Origin of the sequence: Streptomyces sp. CoH27 (assembly GCF_020181035.1) — a bacterium.
GTDB lineage: Bacteria > Actinomycetota > Actinomycetes > Streptomycetales > Streptomycetaceae > Streptomyces > Streptomyces camelliae.
This window is the reverse complement of sequence record NZ_JAIQYY010000010.1, coordinates 335862-351702: the sequence shown is the minus strand read 5'-3', so window position 1 is coordinate 351702 and position 15841 is coordinate 335862. Positions and strand designations below refer to the sequence as shown.

General features: G+C 68.5%; 16 protein-coding genes. 11 read left to right on the top strand and 5 right to left on the bottom strand.

Going from position 1 to position 15841, the window contains the following annotated elements; genetic code table 11:
* Positions 1-15: 15 nt before the first annotated feature.
* Positions 16-339: a DUF397 domain-containing protein gene (locus tag LE548_RS19205; protein WP_225098105.1), complete on the bottom strand. Its 324-nt coding sequence runs from the start codon at positions 337-339 to the stop codon at positions 16-18.
* 10 nt (positions 340-349) lie between these two features.
* Positions 350-1195, bottom strand: coding sequence for a helix-turn-helix transcriptional regulator (locus tag LE548_RS19200; RefSeq protein WP_225098104.1), 846 nt, complete (start codon positions 1193-1195; stop codon positions 350-352).
* A 196-nt stretch (positions 1196-1391) separates the two neighbouring features.
* Between LE548_RS19200 and LE548_RS19195 the strand changes: the two genes are divergently transcribed.
* The 6 genes from LE548_RS19195 (at position 1392) to LE548_RS19170 (ending at position 7257) form a co-directional block, all read left to right on the top strand.
* Positions 1392-1847, top strand: coding sequence for an ATP-binding protein (locus tag LE548_RS19195; RefSeq protein ID WP_225098103.1), 456 nt, complete (start codon positions 1392-1394; stop codon positions 1845-1847).
* 182 nt (positions 1848-2029) lie between these two features.
* Positions 2030-2659, top strand: coding sequence for a Uma2 family endonuclease (locus LE548_RS19190; RefSeq protein WP_225098102.1), 630 nt, complete (start codon positions 2030-2032; stop codon positions 2657-2659).
* A 44-nt stretch (positions 2660-2703) separates the two neighbouring features.
* Complete coding sequence (locus tag LE548_RS19185; RefSeq protein WP_225098101.1) at positions 2704-3477, top strand: serine protease; 774 nt, start codon at positions 2704-2706, stop codon at positions 3475-3477.
* Between the two features lie 55 nt (positions 3478-3532).
* Positions 3533-5248: a serine/threonine-protein kinase gene (locus LE548_RS19180; protein WP_225098100.1), complete on the top strand. Its 1716-nt coding sequence runs from the start codon at positions 3533-3535 to the stop codon at positions 5246-5248.
* Between the two features lie 101 nt (positions 5249-5349).
* The gene (locus LE548_RS19175; RefSeq protein WP_225098139.1) at positions 5350-6306 is read left to right on the top strand and encodes a bifunctional lytic transglycosylase/C40 family peptidase; all 957 of its coding nucleotides are present in this window, start codon (positions 5350-5352) and stop codon (positions 6304-6306) included.
* Positions 6307-6552: 246 nt separating this feature from the next.
* Positions 6553-7257: a phosphatase PAP2 family protein gene (locus LE548_RS19170; RefSeq protein WP_225098099.1), complete on the top strand. Its 705-nt coding sequence runs from the start codon at positions 6553-6555 to the stop codon at positions 7255-7257.
* A 53-nt stretch (positions 7258-7310) separates the two neighbouring features.
* Here the strand turns inward: LE548_RS19170 and LE548_RS19165 are convergent, their stop codons facing one another.
* On the bottom strand, positions 7311-8867 hold the full coding sequence (locus tag LE548_RS19165; protein ID WP_225098098.1) for an FAD-binding oxidoreductase: 1557 nt from the start codon (positions 8865-8867) through the stop codon (positions 7311-7313).
* 377 nt (positions 8868-9244) lie between these two features.
* Between LE548_RS19165 and pstS the strand changes: the two genes are divergently transcribed.
* The 4 genes from pstS (at position 9245) to pstB (ending at position 13381) form a co-directional block, all read left to right on the top strand.
* Positions 9245-10381: a phosphate ABC transporter substrate-binding protein PstS gene (gene pstS, locus LE548_RS19160; protein WP_225098097.1), complete on the top strand. Its 1137-nt coding sequence runs from the start codon at positions 9245-9247 to the stop codon at positions 10379-10381.
* A 115-nt stretch (positions 10382-10496) separates the two neighbouring features.
* Entirely contained in the window at positions 10497-11507 is a 1011-nt protein-coding gene (gene pstC / locus LE548_RS19155; RefSeq protein ID WP_225098096.1) for a phosphate ABC transporter permease subunit PstC, read from the top strand.
* On the top strand, positions 11504-12565 hold the full coding sequence (gene pstA / locus LE548_RS19150; protein ID WP_225098095.1) for a phosphate ABC transporter permease PstA: 1062 nt from the start codon (positions 11504-11506) through the stop codon (positions 12563-12565). Before pstC ends, pstA begins: the two co-directional genes overlap by 4 nt.
* A gap of 39 nt (positions 12566-12604) precedes the next feature.
* Positions 12605-13381 carry a phosphate ABC transporter ATP-binding protein PstB gene (pstB, locus tag LE548_RS19145; protein ID WP_225098094.1) on the top strand — a complete coding sequence of 259 codons (777 nt, stop codon included), beginning with the start codon at positions 12605-12607 and terminating at the stop codon, positions 13379-13381.
* A 312-nt stretch (positions 13382-13693) separates the two neighbouring features.
* On the opposite strand, the gene LE548_RS19140 is transcribed toward pstB, so the two are convergent.
* Both LE548_RS19140 and LE548_RS19135 read right to left on the bottom strand, forming a co-directional pair.
* Positions 13694-14692 carry an inorganic phosphate transporter gene (locus LE548_RS19140; protein ID WP_225098093.1) on the bottom strand — a complete coding sequence of 333 codons (999 nt, stop codon included), beginning with the start codon at positions 14690-14692 and terminating at the stop codon, positions 13694-13696.
* Between the two features lie 7 nt (positions 14693-14699).
* Positions 14700-15320, bottom strand: coding sequence for a DUF47 domain-containing protein (locus tag LE548_RS19135; RefSeq protein WP_225098092.1), 621 nt, complete (start codon positions 15318-15320; stop codon positions 14700-14702).
* Positions 15321-15523: 203 nt separating this feature from the next.
* Between LE548_RS19135 and LE548_RS19130 the strand changes: the two genes are divergently transcribed.
* Positions 15524-15829: a metal-sensitive transcriptional regulator gene (locus tag LE548_RS19130; protein ID WP_225098091.1), complete on the top strand. Its 306-nt coding sequence runs from the start codon at positions 15524-15526 to the stop codon at positions 15827-15829.
* Positions 15830-15841: the final 12 nt, after the last annotated feature.

Genomic DNA, 15841 nt, shown 5'->3' with positions numbered 1-15841 from the left:
CGGTGTGCCCTTTCCTCAGTGGGTGGCTACGAAGTGGTCGAACTCGCCTGCCTGTACGCCGAGTACGAAGGCGTTCCACTTGTGGCGGGTGGTCGTGACGACGGTGTCCGCGGAGCGGAGGCGGAGGGGGATGTCGTCGTTGTCGCCTTGGCTGGTGGGGGCCGGTTCCTTCTTGAGGGTGGCGAGGAGGGCGCTGAAGGCCTCGGGGGTGGTGGTGAGGATCGCGCCGGTGAGGTCGGCGGATTCGGTGAGGTGGATGGTGCGGGGGGTGGCGGCGACGTGTATGCAGGAGTCGCCCTCGGAGCAGTAGGACGACTTCTGCCAGTTCTGTGGGTTCATAAGTCTTCCTTCACAGCTCTCGCATCAGGTTGTGGACAAGGTCTCGGGTCTTCTCTGGGGCGAGGGCTACGGCATCGATCCGCTCGAAGAGGGTCCGGTACTTCTGCAACTGGGCCTCGGCGTCGAGGAACGCGAGACCGTGTGCTTGGTCCAGGTGGACGGTGTCCAGCTGCGGCACTGCGCCGTATGCGTAAAAGATCGACTGCCCGGATCCCGGGTAGGCGCCGGCCTCGAAGGTGATGGCCCGCAGTGTGATGTGGTCACGGTCGCTCATGTCGAGCAGGTGCTGCAGCTGGTGCCGGGTAACCGTCGGGCCGCCGACCTGCATACGGAGGGCCGCCTCGTGGACGATCGCCTCGTACGGGGTGGGGTCGTCCTCGTCGTAGAGGATCGCCTGCCGCTTGATGCGGAACGAGAGGCGGTGCTCGATGTCGGGCGGCGAGAGTTCGGTGACCGCCTGGCGGAAGATTTCGAGTGCGTACTCACGTGTCTGGAGCAGCCCGGGGATACGGGCCGTGGTGCTGGCGCGCAACGACTGAGCGTGGTGCTCCAGTTCGGCCAGGTCGAGGAGCGCGTTCGGAAGCACTTCGCGGTACTGCTCCCACCAGCCGCGTTTGCGTTCGGAAGTCATGGCCGCGAGTGCTTCGACGAGGGGCTTGTCGGAGCAGTCGTAGTGGCAGGCGATGGTGTGCATCCGGTCGGGGCTCACGCCGACGCGACCGGCCTCCATGTTGCTGACCTGCGCCTGCTTGATGCCCAGGAGTTGACCGGCCTCGGTGGAACTCAAGCCCGCTCGCTCGCGCAGTTTCCGCAGCTCCGCGCCAAAGCGCAGCTGGCGACCCGTTGGGTTCCTCACGGATTGCCACCTCCTTGCTGTCACTCACACGGGTGGTAGGTGAAGGAGATATCCGGTTTTCAGTGAAGACCTTCACTCCGTGTCGCTACCTTACAACTGGGCCCCCGCCCAGAAGTGCCCCGCTCGACGGAGCGGCGTGGTCACTGGGCATTCGAAACAACCGCACCTCAACCCCCCATCCCGAACGGAGACTTCGATGCCCACCGTATCCAAGCCCTGGGCCTACACCCTCCACCTCCCGCACGATCCACGCGCACCGGGGATCGCTCGCGCAACCCTCCGCACCGTCCTCGCCGCGCACGACCTCTCCCCGCTCACCCCCACCGCCGAACTCGTGGCCGCCGAGCTGCTCGCCAACGCGCATCTGCACACCGCCGGTCCCTACGCCCTCCGGCTCCTCGGCAGGGGGTCGGGGAAGGTGACCGTGGCCGTCTGGGACACCGACCCCCGCGTCCCGCCCGGCTTCGCCCCTGACACCGACGCCGGCGCCGTACCCCTGCCCGTACCGCAGGGTGACGCCGAAAGCGGGCGTGGCCTGCATCTCGTGCGGGCCTGTGCCGACTCCTGGGGCGTGTCCGTGCTGCGCCATCTCGGGGCGTCCTGGGGCGGGAAGCTGTTGTGGGCGGACTGTCAGAGCGGTGACGTACCGTAGTCGCGTCTGACCGAAGCGTGAAGGGGAGGGTCATGGCGACGGTGCGTGTGCGTCACGCGGGCGCTTTACAGGGGGCCGACCAGTACCGTATGTACGAAGCCGAGCGGGATGTCGGACCTCCCACCGAACCCGCTCATTCGGCCGGTGATGCCATCGAGGCGGAAGGACGGAGGCAGCGAGCCATGTCCGTGTCGTCCGGCACTTGGAACGGCCCGCCTCCCCGGCCGGGGAACCTGCGCCAGGTCGCGGAGAAGATCGAGGAAGCGACGGGTCTGCGGGTGCAGATCGTGGGAGGGAAGCTCGTGATGTCCCCGACTCCCCGTGGCAAGCACGCGGGCGTGGTGAAGCGGTTGCGGCGGCAGCTGGAAGGCGCGTCCCTCCCCGATGGTCTGGACGTGTACGAGGTGTCGTCCATCGCCCTCCCCGACGACCCGGACGACTATGTGACGCCGGATCTGGTCGTTCTGCCCCTGGAGTGGGAGGAGGACGACGACTGGCTTGCCGATGCCGAGGACGCCGCGCTCGCCGTCGAGGTCATCTGCCAGTCGGAGAAGTCCCGGGACATCCGCGACAAGGCCGACTGGTACGCCGTGGCCCGCGTCCCCGCGCTGCTCGTCATCGACCCGCGCAAGGCCACCTGGGCCCTGCACACCCGGCCCGACAACGGCGCCTACCAGGATGTACTGACGGGTAAGTTCGGGGAGTCGGTGCCGCTGCCCGAGCCGCTGCGAGGGGATGTCGCGACCGGCGACTTCCCCGTATACGGCGATCCCCAGCGGCCAAGCGGAGGTTTCACAGGAAATTCTCAGTGAAGTCGCAGTCTCTTTTTCACGTTCGCGGGGCAGAGTGGTGGCTGATGAAGCGCACCACACGCATCTGGGTCCACACACGCCCCGCCTTGCTCGGGGTGGTGGTGATGCTTGCGCTGACCTCGGCGTCCGTGGCGGTCGCAGATGAGCCGTCGGGCCCCCTCGGGGTGACCGCCGAGGCCCAGGCGGACCGGCACACGGAGCGGGTCGGTGCGCTCTTCGGCGCGGACCGGGCCAACGATCTCAAGGGCGGTCACTACTGCACCGCCTCGGTCGTGCACAGTCCCGGGCGCGATCTCATCGTCACGGCGGCGCACTGCGTGGCCGGCGCCGACGACGGCGGTCTGCTCTTCGTGCCGGGCTACCGGGACGGGAAGGCGCCGTACGGGGTGTGGAAGGTGGGCAAGCGGTACCTGCCCGACGGGTGGGCCAAGGACCAGGACGAGGACAGCGACGTGGCCCTCGCCGTCGTCCAGGACCTGAAGGGGCGGAAGCTGGAGGACGTGGTCGGGGGCAACCGCTTCACTGCCGGTACGGAGACCGGTGCCACCGCCGTGACCGTCGTCGGCTACCCGTCCTCCCGTGAGGTGCCGATCCGCTGCATCAACAAGCCGACCGTGCACAGCCGCACCCAGCAGCGCATCGACTGCCCGGCCTTCAGCACCGGCACCAGCGGCAGTCCCTGGATCAACGGCGACGGCCAGGTCGTCGGTGTGATCGGCGGGCATGAGGAGGGCGGCGACACGGACGACGTGTCGTACAGCGTGGTGCTGGGGAGCGGGGCGGCGGAGCTGTACAAGGATGCGACGAGCGGTCGGTGAACCTCCGTACGGCCAACCGCTGACCGAAAACTGATCTTCATGGCAGGGTGTGTCCGTGGACGCACTCAAGCCTCAGGACCCGTCGCACATAGGCACCCACACCCTGCTCGCCCGGCTCGGGGCGGGTGGGATGGGGCAGGTGTATCTCGGGCGCTCGCCCGGCGGCCGGCTGGTCGCCATCAAGGTGATCCGGGACGAGATCACCGAGCATCCCGAGGCGCTGGCGCGTTTCCGGCGTGAGGTGGAGACGGCGCGGGCGGTGCGGAGTGCCTATACGGCCAACCTGATCGACGCCTCGTTGGACAGCGCACCGTACTGGCTGGCGACGGAGTACGTCACCGGCCCGACCCTCGCCCAGGCGGTCGCCGAACGGGGGCCGCTGCCGGTGGAGACCTGCCGCAGCCTCTTCGCCGCCCTCGCCGAGGGCCTCGCGGCCGTCCACGAGTACGGGGTGACGCACCGGGATCTGAAGCCGCAGAACGTCATCCTCGCAGCTCAGGGACCCCAGCTCATCGACTTCGGCATCGCCCGCACGGCGGACCAGGCCGCCCTCACCGACGCCGGGTTCGCGCCCGGCACGCCCGGCTTCACGGCGCCCGAGGTGCTGATGCGCAACCAGGTCGGCCCGGCTGCCGACGTGTTCGCCCTCGGCGCCACCCTCGCCTACGCGGTGACCGGCCGACCGCCCTTCGGCTCCGGCGACCCGAACGGCGTCAGCTACCGCGCCGTCCACGAGCCCATCGACCTCGCGGGCGTCGAACCGGACCTGGCCGCCCTGATCGAGGCGTGCGCGGCCAAGGACCCCGCCGCCCGGCCGGGACTCGGGGAGGTGATCGCCCGGTGTGGGGTGCGGTCCGCACTCGTGGAGGACCCGTTCTACGCCGGCCTCGCCGCGCTGGGCGAGGCCGCACCGCAGACCCCGCCGACGCCGATGCCGATTCCGCAGCCGGTGGCGTCGCCCGCAGGGCCGCACGACCTGCCCACGGTGGGGCCCGCGTACGGCGGTCACGGCTACACGCCCACCCAGCTGGGCCGGCCCGCCCGCCGTCGGAGCAAGCGGTGGATGGTCGCCGTGGCGGTGGGACTCGTGGTGGGGATCGGAGCGGCCACCGCGGTGGTGCTCGCCCAGCGGGGTGACGGCAAGGACATCGCTGGGGGCCGGGCTTCCGCGAGCGCGTCGGGCAAGGCGTCCAGCCCGCAGGCGACGGCGTCCAAGACGGCCACCGGCACGGGCGGCGCGCCCGCCTACGCGCTTGACAACATCGACCGCCAGTACTGGAAGTCGTCGACGGGACAGTGCCAGCTGCCGGACGCGGAGCTGGCGCCCAAGGATTTCCTGTCCTCCATGTCCGACCCCGACGACCCCGGCAATCGCGCGGAGCGCCCGGTCTTCGAGCACAAGGTGCGGATCGGGTTCTGGCACAACAGCTACTCGGGGCACCCCGGGATCCACGGCCCGTACTACGTGACCGTCAGCGTGAAACCGCCGCACGGCATCGATCCGAGCACCGGAAAGCCTGTCGCCGGAGTGCTCTCGCAGAGCGTGACGCTGGGCTACACCAGCAAGCCCATCGACCTCTACGGCGGTGACGGGTCCGCCTGGACGTACCTCACCTACCCGGACGACTTCCGTTCCTGGATGGACGGGAAGAAGTCCTTGCCCGCCATCCCGGTCGGCAACGATCCCGGCGACTGGACGGTGCAGTGGTTCCACATCCGCACGCCCAGCGACTACACCGCCATCATGTGCCAGGGCTTCACTGTGAAATGACGCCACATCACGCAAAAAGAGCCTTGAACCGCTCGTGCATGGGGGAAAGTTGAACCGTGCGGAAGGTATGGGTGATCGGTGGGGCGGCCGTCGGGCTCTGCATGGGCTTCGTCACGCTGCTCGTCGTGGGGGTCTACGTCGTCGGCGGGAACCTCATGGGCGGGGTCGCCTCGGCGGGCCGGGGGCTGTCCAAGGGGGCTGTACCGGCTGCTTACCAGGGGCTCGTGCAGAAGTGGGGGAACCTGTGCCCGCAGCTGACCCCGGCGCTGCTCGCCGCGCAGCTGTACCAGGAGAGCGGCTGGAACCCGAAAATCGTCAGCTCGGCCAACGCGCAGGGCATCGCGCAGTTCATTCCCGGCACGTGGGCCATCTACGGCATCGACGCCAACGGGGACGGCAAGCGTGACGTCTGGGACCCCAACGACGCGATTCCGTCGGCGGCTTCGTACGACTGCCAGCTGGCGAAGGACGTGAAGAACGTGCCGGGCAACGTCTCCGACAACATGCTCGCCGCCTACAACGCCGGTGCCTACCGGGTGATAAAGGCCGGCGGGGTGCCGGGTATCAGCGAGACCCAGAACTACGTCCAGCGGATCAACAGCCTGGCCAAGAGCTTCGCCGCCCCCGTCGGCCGGATCGATCCCACTCAACAAGCTGCCGGTGCCATCGACTTCGCGCAGAAGAAGCTGGGGACGCCCTATCTGTGGGGTGGGGAGGGGACCGCTGAGCAGGGTGGGCGGTTCGACTGTTCGGGGTTGACGCAGGCCGCGTACGCGACTGTCGGGATCACGTTGCCGCGGGTGGCCAACGATCAGTACAACGCCGGGCCGCATCCGTCCCGGGACCAGCTGCTCCCCGGTGACCTCGTGTTCTTCTCGACCGACCTCAGCGACTCTCGGGCCATCCACCACGTGGGGATCTATGTGGGGGGCGGGTACATGATCGACGCGCCGAGGACCGGGGCCGTGATCCGGTTCGATCCCATCGACAGCCCTGATTACTTCGGCGCCACCCGCGTCACCGAAGATGGCGCAAAAGCGCTCCCCACGGCGGTGTGAGACGGTGTCAACTGAGCGTGAACCACCCCCCTGAGCTGCGGTGATGAGTCTCTCTTCGATAACGTCTGAGTGATCATTCAGTGGAGAGTGGAACGTATTGATGAGGGGTGTGCGTTCCTTTTGACGTAGCCGAGCGGACGTCGATGCGGGCAGTACGGCAGTGGAGCGGAAGCGGATCTACGACCACGGGGGTGGAAGCGGCGCACATGAGGTGCGTCCGGTAGACGACGAAGGGGCCACAGCACCATGGCTGTACTCGCCGAATCCGGATCGAACCCCGACGTCGGCCTGCTCTACGACATCAACGGCCTCGCCAAGGACGCTCCGCACTGGTTCGACCGGATCATGGAGTCCGTCGGTGAGTACGGGCTGCTCGTCGCGATGGTGCTGCTGGTGGTGTGGTGCTGGTGGTCCGTGCGGCGGCGCGGCGGCGAGAACGCCGCGTCCTCCGTCGCCGCGCTGGTCTGGGCCCCGCTGGCCGCTGCGATCGCCGTACTCGTCAACATCCCCATCCGGGGGTTCGTACAGCGGCCTCGGCCCTTCGTCGATCACCAGGGGCTCGACGTCCTCGTCTCCGGCAAGACCGACTTCTCCTTCGTCAGCGACCACGCCACCATCACCATGGCCCTCGGGGTGGGTTTGTTCGTCGCCCATCGCCGCTTCGGCATCGCCGGGATCGGGCTCGCGTTGTTCGAGGGGTTCTGCCGGGTCTACATGGGCGTGCACTACCCGACCGACGTCATCGGCGGCTTCGCCCTCGGCACAGCGGTCGCCCTGCTGCTCTCCCCGGCGGCCATGGCCCTGCTCACCCCGCTGATGCGCGCGGTGGAGCGGTCCCGCCGGGCCGGGTGGATCGTGCGGCGCCGGTCCGCGGTGGGCGGGCAGCAGGACGCCTTGCTGCCCGGCGCCCGTACGGCCGTGGAGAACGAGGAGCGGGACCTGGCGGCGTAGCAGCCAAGTCCCGCTCGATCGACCTACAACCCCTGCGCGTACGAGAAATCGGCCTACAACCCCTGCGCGTACGAGAAGAAGCGCTGCGGGTCGTACTGCTTCTTCACCTTGCCCAGCCTCGTCACCGCGTCCCCGTAGTACGCCGTGCGCCAGTCGCTCAGCGTCGGGTCCGTGTAGTTCTGGTACGCCGCGCCCGAGGCGTACGGCCGCATCGCCGCGTGGGCCGACGACAGCCACGACTGGGCCGTGGCGCCGGAGGCGCCCGCGCCCCAGGAGGTGAAGTACTGGGCCAGCATGCGCGAGCGGCGGTGGACGAAGGCCGTGGCCGTCGGCGACACACGGTTCACCGCGCCGCCGAGGGCCGTGAAGGCGATGCTGCCCGCGCCGCCCCGTACCGCGGCGATCTGGCGAAGGACCGTCTGGATGCCCGCCGGCGACAGCGAGCGGTCGAAGAAGTCGGAGCGGGCCGCGTACGTGTCCCGGCCGAGCCTGCCCTGCGGGGAGCGGCCGGGGGTGGAGCCGGGCAGGTGGCACTGGGCGTCGGCGGAGAAGGAGGTGCAGCCCGCGTAGGCCTCCATCGCCTCCTCGTAGCCCTTGCGACGCAGGGTGACCGAGGTGGCGTTCGCGCCGGCCTGGTGGGCGAGGCGGTCCACCGCGTTCTGGAGTTCGCCGTACGTTCCCATCGAGAAGCAGGCGACCGAGATCGACGGGGTGCGGCCGGGGGAACAGTCCAGGTGGAGGGCGGACCAGATCTCGTCGGGCTGGGCCGGGCCCCACTCCTGCCAGGCCTTCAGCACCGCCGCCGCCTTCGACCAGGGCCAGGTCAGGTACGCCGTCACCGCCTGCGGCGCCGCATGCGTCCGGAACTGGAGCTCGGTGACGACGCCGAAGTTGCCGTTGCCCGCGCCGCGCAGGGCCCAGAAGAGCTCGGAGTGATCCTTCGCGTTCGCCGTCACCTGGGTGCCGTCCGCCGTGATCAGCGTCGCCTGGGTGAGGTTGTCGCAGGTCAGGCCGTAGGCACGGGAGGCGACGCCGTGGCCGCCGCCGAGGACCAGGCCGGAGACGCCGACGGACGGGCAGGAGCCGGCGGGTATGGTCACGCCCTTGGCCGCCAGTGCCCGGTAGACGTCGATCAGCTTGGAGCCGGCGCCGACGACCGCCTGGCCGCCGCTGACCCGGATGCGGTTCAGCCTGGAGACGTCGAGGATGAGGCGGTTGTCGCCGGAGGAGTAGCCGGCGTAGGAGTGGCCGCCGTTGCGTATGGACACCTTCAGGTGGTGCGCCTGGGCGTAGGCGAGGGTGGTGCGTATGTCGTCGGCGTGGGCGACGTAGGCCACCGCTGCGGGCTTCAGACCGTCGAAGCGGGTGTTGTAGAGCTGGTGCGCCGTCCGCCAGGCTACGTCGCCGGGGCGGACCAGGGTGCCGTCCAGGTCATGGGCGAGGTCCGTCCAGGTGGCGGCGGCACCGGCACTGGCGGATTTTATGGACATAAGGGACGATGTGCGCGTGTGTGCCGTCGTGGCCGATGTGCCCGCGCCGCTGCTGCACCCCGACAGTGCGGCAGTGGCGAGCGCGGCCGTTCCGCCCGCGATGAACGTACGTCGTTCCATGACCATGGTCCTTGGTCGCCTTTCCCCGGATCCCCCAGGCCTCCTCGGGCCTTCCTGGGGTGAGACGGCTCCTCGGGCGCAAAAGTTCGCGACGGTTCGCACGCAGGGAGACGAACGCCGAAGACGTGTGGGTGTAACCCCGCCGTCACCGGCGGCCGGAACCTTCGTGTGCCCTCCCCGTGAGCATTCCGTGACCTCACCACGCCGACGGCAGGGGTTCACCCCCCGTTCACTTCCGGCCATCGGCGGCTTCACCTGTTCTGCCTAATTTCGGCCGTACCCGGTGCGGAGTGCGGCCATAAGGGTGCCGCTCCCGCATCTGTCGACTGACTTCGCACGCCGCCGACCGCGGCGGCTCCCGGAAGGAACTCCCGAAAGTGAAGCTTCAGCGCACGAACCGGCTGCGCGCCGTCTCTCTCGGTGCGATCGCCGTCTCCAGCGCCCTGGCCCTGACGGCGTGCGGCTCCGACAACACCAGCACGGGGAGCACGGCGTCCGGTGGTCCCTCGACGTCCACCAACGCCTCCGCCATCAAGTGTGACGGCGCCAAGGGCCAGCTGCTGTCCGACGGCTCCTCCGCGCAGAAGAACGCGATCCAGGCCTGGGTCAAGAACTTCTCGCAGGCCTGTGGCGTGCAGATCAACTACAAGGCCGGCGGTTCCGGCGCCGGTGTCACCGCGTTCACGCAGGGCCAGATCCCGTGGGCCGGTTCCGACTCCGCGCTGAAGCCCGACGCCGTCGCCGCCTCCAAGAAGGTCTGCTCCAGCGGCGGCCAGGGCATCGACCTGCCGATGCTCGGCGGCCCGATCGCCGTCGGTTACAACCTGAACGGCGTGGACAACCTGGTCCTGGACGCCCCGACCATCGCCAAGATCTTCGACGGCAAGATCACCAACTGGAACGACCCGGCGATCGCCGCGCTGAACAAGGGCGCCAAGCTCCCCGACCTGAAGATCCAGGCCTTCCACCGCTCGGACGACTCCGGCACCACGGACAACTTCACCAAGTACCTGAAGGCCGCCACCCCGGAGAACTGGAAGTACTCGGGTGGCAAGACCTGGCAGGCCCAGGGCGGTCAGTCCGCCGCCCAGTCCTCCGGTGTGGCCCAGCAGGTCAAGCAGACCAACGGCGCCATCGGCTACTTCGAGCTGTCCTACGTCGGTGACGGCATCAAGGCGGCCAGCGTCAACACCGGTGCCTCCGCGCCGGTCGCCCCGAGCAGCGACAGCGCCACCAAGGCGATCGCGGACGCCAAGGTCGTCGGCACCGGCCAGGACCTGTCCCTGAAGCTGAACTACAACACCAAGGCCGACGGCGCCTACCCGATCACCCTGGTGACGTACGAGATCGTCTGCGACAAGGGCAACAAGCCCGACACCCTGCCCACCGTCAAGTCCTTCCTCAACTACATCGCGTCCGAGGACGGCCAGAAGATCCTCAGCGGCATCAGCTACGCGCCGATGCCCGACGAGATCATCAGCAAGGTCCGCACCACCATCGCCGGCCTGAGCTGACCTGATCCGTGAGTGCGGTCCGGTGCCTGTACGGGCCGGGCCGCACCGTCCGGTGCACCGCCGCCATGAGCCGCGTCACCCACCCGGTGAACGGCTCCGCAGACCGGAGAACCTGATGGACATATCGACCAAGAAGACAACTGACGCATCTCCCCCCACCCCCCGGCCCGCCGAGACCGGGCACAGGCGCGCCCCGCGCGGCGCGACCCGCCCCGGTGACCGCGTCTTCCTCGGCCTGTCCCGTGGCTCGGGCATCCTGCTGCTGGTGATCATGGCCGCGATCGCGGTCTTCCTCACCTACCGCGCGTCTCTCGCGATCAGCAAGGACCACGGGAACTTCCTCACGACCTTCGAGTGGAACACCAACGTCACGCCGCCGTCGTTCGGCATCGCGGTCCTCGCCTTCGGCACGGTGGTCTCCTCGATCATCGCCATGGCGCTGGCCGTGCCGGTCGCGGTCGCGATCGCGCTGTTCCTCACCCACTACGCCCCGCGCAAGCTGAGCGGTCCCGTCGCCTATGTGGTCGACCTGCTCGCCGCCGTGCCGTCCATCGTCTACGGCCTGTGGGGCGCCCTGATCCTCGTACCGCACCTGAACGGCCTGTTCGGCTGGCTGAACGACTACCTCGGCTGGACCGGGATCTTCTCCTGGCAGGGCGGTGCCCCCCGCTCCCTGCTCACCGTGGGCATCCTGCTCGCGATCATGATCCTGCCGATCATCACCAACGTGAGCCGTGAGGTCTTCCGCCAGGTCCCGCAGATGCACGAGGAGGCCGCGCTGGCCCTCGGTGCCACGCGCTGGGAAGTGATCCGCATGGCGGTCCTCCCCTTCGGCCGCTCCGGCGTGATCTCGGCCTCCATGCTGGGCCTCGGCCGCGCCCTCGGCGAGACGATGGCCGTCGCCACCGTGCTCTCGCCGACCTTCGACATCCAGACCAGCCTGCTCGACCCGGGCGGCGGCACCTTCGCCCAGAACATCGCCAGCAAGTTCGGCGAGGCGACGCAGGACGGCCGTGACGCGCTCATCGCCTCCGGTCTGATCCTGTTCGTCATCACCCTGCTGGTCAACGGCGCGGCCCGCGCGATCATCGCCCGCCGCAAGGAGTACTCGGGGGCCAACGCATGAGCACCGCACTTGTCACCGACAAGCTGCCCAACAGCCTGCGCAGCGCACGTCTGCCGAAGTGGTCGCCCTGGGCGATCGCCGCCGGCTCCGTCGCGGTCGCCGTGGGCATCGGCCTGGGCGCCGGACTGAGCAGCACGATCCAGTGGGGTCTGATCGCGGCGATCCTGTTCCTCCTCGCCACCTTCGTCATCTCGACGGTGGTCGAGGGCAAGCGGCAGGCCAAGGACCGCATCGCCACCTCCCTGGTCTGGGTGGCCTTCCTGATCGCGCTCGTCCCGCTGGTGTCGCTGATCTGGACCACCGTCAAGCGCGGTGTGAAGGTCCTCGACCCCTACTTCCTGACGCACTCCATGGGCATCGTCGCCGACACCGACCCGGGCGGCGGCATCTACCACGCCATCATCGGCAGCCTGGAGCAGGTCGGCCTGGCCACCCTGATCGGCGCCCCGATCGGCGTGCTCACCGCCGTCTACCTGGTGGAGTACGGCCGTGGCAGCCTCGCCCGCGCGGTCACCTTCTTCGTCGACGTGATGACGGGCATCCCCTCCATCGTCGCGGGTCTGTTCATCCTCAGCCTGATGCTGATGTTCGACATGCAGCCCTTCGGCTTCGCCGGCTCGCTGGCCCTGGCCATCCTGATGATGCCGGTCGTCGTCCGCTCCACGGAGGAGATGCTCAAGCTCGTACCGAACGAGCTGCGCGAGGCGTCCCTGGCGCTCGGCGTGCCCAAGTGGCGCACCATCCTGAAGGTGGTCCTGCCGACCTCGATCGGCGGCATCACCACGGGCATCATGCTGGCGATCGCCCGTATCGCGGGCGAGACCGCGCCGATCCTGCTGCTGGTGTGGGGCAACTCCTTCATCAACAACAACCCGTTCTCGGGCGCGCAGCAGGCTCTGCCGCTGTACATCTACCAGCAGTACGCGAACAGCTCGGGTTCACCGGCGGCCTACGACCGCGCCTGGGCGGCTTCGCTCACGCTGATCGCCTTCGTGATGATCCTCAACCTGGTGGCCCGCGGCATCGCCCGCTGGAAGGCCCCGAAGACCGGTCGCTGACGGCGGCCCCCTCAGCGACTGACTGGAAGTGAAGTACTAATGGCCAAGCGAATCGACGTAAGCGGACTGACCGCCTACTACGGCTCCCACAAGGCGATCGAGGACATCTCGATGACCGTCGAGCCGCGTTCGGTGACGGCGTTCATCGGCCCCTCCGGCTGCGGCAAGTCGACGTTCCTGCGCACGCTGAACCGCATGCACGAGGTCACCCCCGGTGGCCGCGTCGAGGGCAAGGTGCTGCTGGACGACGAGGACCTGTACGGCACGGGCGTCGACCCCGTGTCCGTCCGCCGTGAGGTCGGCATGGTCTTCCAGCGCCCGAACCCCTTCCCCACGATGTCGATCTTCGACAACGTGGCGGCGGGTCTGCGTCTGAACGGCAACTTCAAGAAGTCGGAACTCAGCGACATCGTCGAGAAGTCCCTGAAGGGCGCGAACCTCTGGAACGAGGTCAAGGACCGCCTGAACAAGCCCGGCTCGGGCCTGTCGGGTGGCCAGCAGCAGCGTCTGTGCATCGCGCGGGCGATCGCGGTCGAGCCGAAGGTCCTGCTCATGGACGAGCCCTGCTCCGCCCTGGACCCGATCTCCACCCTCGCCATCGAGGACCTGATCGGCGAGCTGAAGGAGCGCTTCACGATCGTCATCGTGACGCACAACATGCAGCAGGCCGCGCGTGTCTCGGACCGTACGGCGTTCTTCAACCTGGCGGCCGTGGGCCAGCCGGGCCGCCTGATCGAGATCGACGACACCGAGCGGATCTTCTCCAACCCGTCGGTCCAGGCGACGGAGGACTACATCTCCGGCCGCTTCGGCTAGGCCGGTACCGGACCCCTCGCGGTGCTGCATGGCGGTGCCACCGCGAGGACGCAAGAGGGCCCGCCCCTGGCTCCCGGGGGCGGGCCCATTGCGTTCGGTTCCGGAGTCGTCCGTGTCCGGGGGCTCCTGGGAGGTGCTGTAGTACGCGGACTGACGGCCTGCCCAGGCCCAACAGCAGCACGCGTCGGCCAGAGCGGGCCTTGATCCGGCCTGGGTGCTTCCTGCCCGCTGCCGGCCGATAAGACAACCCACCCGCCTCCTGCCTCGCTCTTTCAGCGGGCCGAGACGGGTGGGCGGGTGGGAAAGAAAGGACTACAGCGCCACCAGCTTCACCACGCCGAAAGCCAGCGCAGCGACCAGCGCCGCCGCCGGCATCGTGATGAACCAGCCCAGCACGATGTTCTTGGCCACGCCCCAGCGCACGGCGTTCACGCGCTTCGTCGCGCCCACGCCCATGATCGCCGAGGTGATGACGTGGGTCGTGGAGATCGGCGCCTTGAAGAGGAACGCGGTGCCGAACATGATCGAGGCGCCGGTCGCCTCCGCGGCGAAGCCCTGCGGGGGGTCCAGTTCGATGATCTTGCGGCCCAGGGTGCGCATGATGCGCCAGCCGCCCGCGTACGTGCCCAGCGACAGCATCACCGCAGAGATGATCTTCACCCACACCGGGATCGGATCGCCGAACGTCTCGTGGCCGGAAATCACCAGGGCCATCACGACCACACCCATGGTCTTCTGGGCGTCCTGGAGGCCGTGGCCCAGCGCCATGCCTGCCGCCGAGACCGTCTGCGCCATGCGGAAGCCCCGCTTGGCCTTGTGCGGGTTGGCGCGGCGGAACAGCCACATGATGGCCAGCATGACCAGGTAGCCGACGATCAGGCCGACCACTGGGGACAGGAACATCGGGATGATGACCTTGTCCACCACGCCGTTCCAGTGGACGCCGGTGCCGCCCGCCAGGGCCGCGCCCACCAGGCCGCCGAACAGGGCGTGGGAGGACGAGGACGGCAGGCCGTAGTACCAGGTGATCAGGTTCCAGGTGATGGCGCCGAGGAGGGCCGCGAAGAGGATGCCCATCCCCGTCGCGCCGGACGGGGTCTCGATCAGGCCTTCGCTGACCGTCTTGGCGACGCCCGAGCCCAGGAAGGCGCCCGCCAGGTTCATCACCGCGGCCATCGCCAGCGCCGCCCGCGGCGTCAGCGCGCGGGTCGACACCGACGTGGCGATCGCGTTCGCCGAGTCGTGGAAGCCGTTCGTGTACGTGAAGAAGAGCGCGACCAGGATGGTCACGATGAGGGCGAAGGTGGCCATCGACGCCTCAGGACTCCTTGACGGCGATGGTCTCCACCGTGTTCGCCACGTGCTCGAACGCGTCCGCCGCCTCTTCCAGGACGTCCACGATCTGCTTGAGCTTGAGCACCTCGATCGCGTCGTACTTGCCGTTGAAGAGCTGGGCCAGCAGCTTGCGGTGGATCTGGTCCGCCTGGTTCTCCAGACGGTTCACCTCGATCCAGTACTCGGTCAGGTTGTCCATCGTGCGGAGGTTCGGCATGGCCTCCGCCGTGAGCTCCGCCGCCCGCGCCAGTACCTCGATCTGCTGCTCGACGCCCTTCGGCAGTTCCTCGATGTTGTAGAGGACCACCAGGTCGACGGCTTCCTCCATGAAGTCCATGATGTCGTCGAGGGACCCGGCGAGGGCGTAGATGTCCTCGCGGTCGAACGGCGTGATGAACGAGGAGTTCAGCTGGTGGAAGATCGCGTGCGTGGCGTCGTCACCCGCGTGTTCCGCGGCCCGCATACGCTCTGCGATCTCGGCCCGGGCAGGTGCGTCCGCCCCGAGCAGTTCCATCAGGAGTTTCGAGCCGGTGACGATGTTGTCCGCGGATGCGGCGAACATGTCGTAGAAGCTCGTCTCCCGGGGGGTCAGACGAAAGCGCACAAGGGGTCCTCAGGGTGCATCGGTTTCGGTCAGGCTGATGCTAGGCGCATCATCCGGCCACGGCTATCGGGCCGTATCCCAGTGTCGCCCATCAGGCAGAGTGATCAGCACGGGGGCGTACCAAGGGCCCCATACCCAGCAAAATTCGTTACCATATACCCAGTAGGGGTATGTTCCGGCTCGTCCCTGGATGGAGGCCTGTGATGACGACGACCGAGGCCGGCGCCACGCACGGCTATCACCAGCAGAAGGACGAGCACCTCAAGCGGCTGCGCCGCATCGAGGGGCAGATCCGCGGGCTGCAGCGGATGGTCGACGAGGACACGTACTGCATCGACATACTCACCCAGGTCTCCGCCTCCACCAAGGCGCTGCAGTCCTTCGCGCTCCAGCTGCTGGAGGAGCATCTGCGGCACTGTGTGGCCGACGCGGCCCTCAAGGGCGGTGACGAAATCGACACCAAGGTGGACGAGGCGACGAAGGCGATCGGCCGCCTCCTGCGCTCCTAGGCGCCGACGGGA

Excerpts from the sequence above, each read along its gene's own strand:
- LE548_RS19185 (WP_225098101.1), top strand. The coding sequence starts at position 2,704 with ATGAAGCGCACCACACGCATCTGGGTCCACACACGCCCCGCCTTGCTC.
- pstB (WP_225098094.1), top strand. The coding sequence starts at position 12,605 with ATGGCCAAGCGAATCGACGTAAGCGGACTGACCGCCTACTACGGCTCC.
- LE548_RS19170 (WP_225098099.1), top strand. The coding sequence starts at position 6,553 with ATGGCTGTACTCGCCGAATCCGGATCGAACCCCGACGTCGGCCTGCTC.
- LE548_RS19165 (WP_225098098.1), bottom strand. The coding sequence starts at position 8,867 with ATGGAACGACGTACGTTCATCGCGGGCGGAACGGCCGCGCTCGCCACT.
- LE548_RS19140 (WP_225098093.1), bottom strand. The coding sequence starts at position 14,692 with ATGGCCACCTTCGCCCTCATCGTGACCATCCTGGTCGCGCTCTTCTTC.
- pstA (WP_225098095.1), top strand. The coding sequence starts at position 11,504 with ATGAGCACCGCACTTGTCACCGACAAGCTGCCCAACAGCCTGCGCAGC.
- LE548_RS19190 (WP_225098102.1), top strand. The coding sequence starts at position 2,030 with ATGTCCGTGTCGTCCGGCACTTGGAACGGCCCGCCTCCCCGGCCGGGG.
- LE548_RS19130 (WP_225098091.1), top strand. The coding sequence starts at position 15,524 with ATGACGACGACCGAGGCCGGCGCCACGCACGGCTATCACCAGCAGAAG.
- LE548_RS19205 (WP_225098105.1), bottom strand. The coding sequence starts at position 339 with ATGAACCCACAGAACTGGCAGAAGTCGTCCTACTGCTCCGAGGGCGAC.
- LE548_RS19175 (WP_225098139.1), top strand. The coding sequence starts at position 5,350 with ATGGGCTTCGTCACGCTGCTCGTCGTGGGGGTCTACGTCGTCGGCGGG.
- LE548_RS19195 (WP_225098103.1), top strand. The coding sequence starts at position 1,392 with ATGCCCACCGTATCCAAGCCCTGGGCCTACACCCTCCACCTCCCGCAC.
- pstC (WP_225098096.1), top strand. The coding sequence starts at position 10,497 with ATGGACATATCGACCAAGAAGACAACTGACGCATCTCCCCCCACCCCC.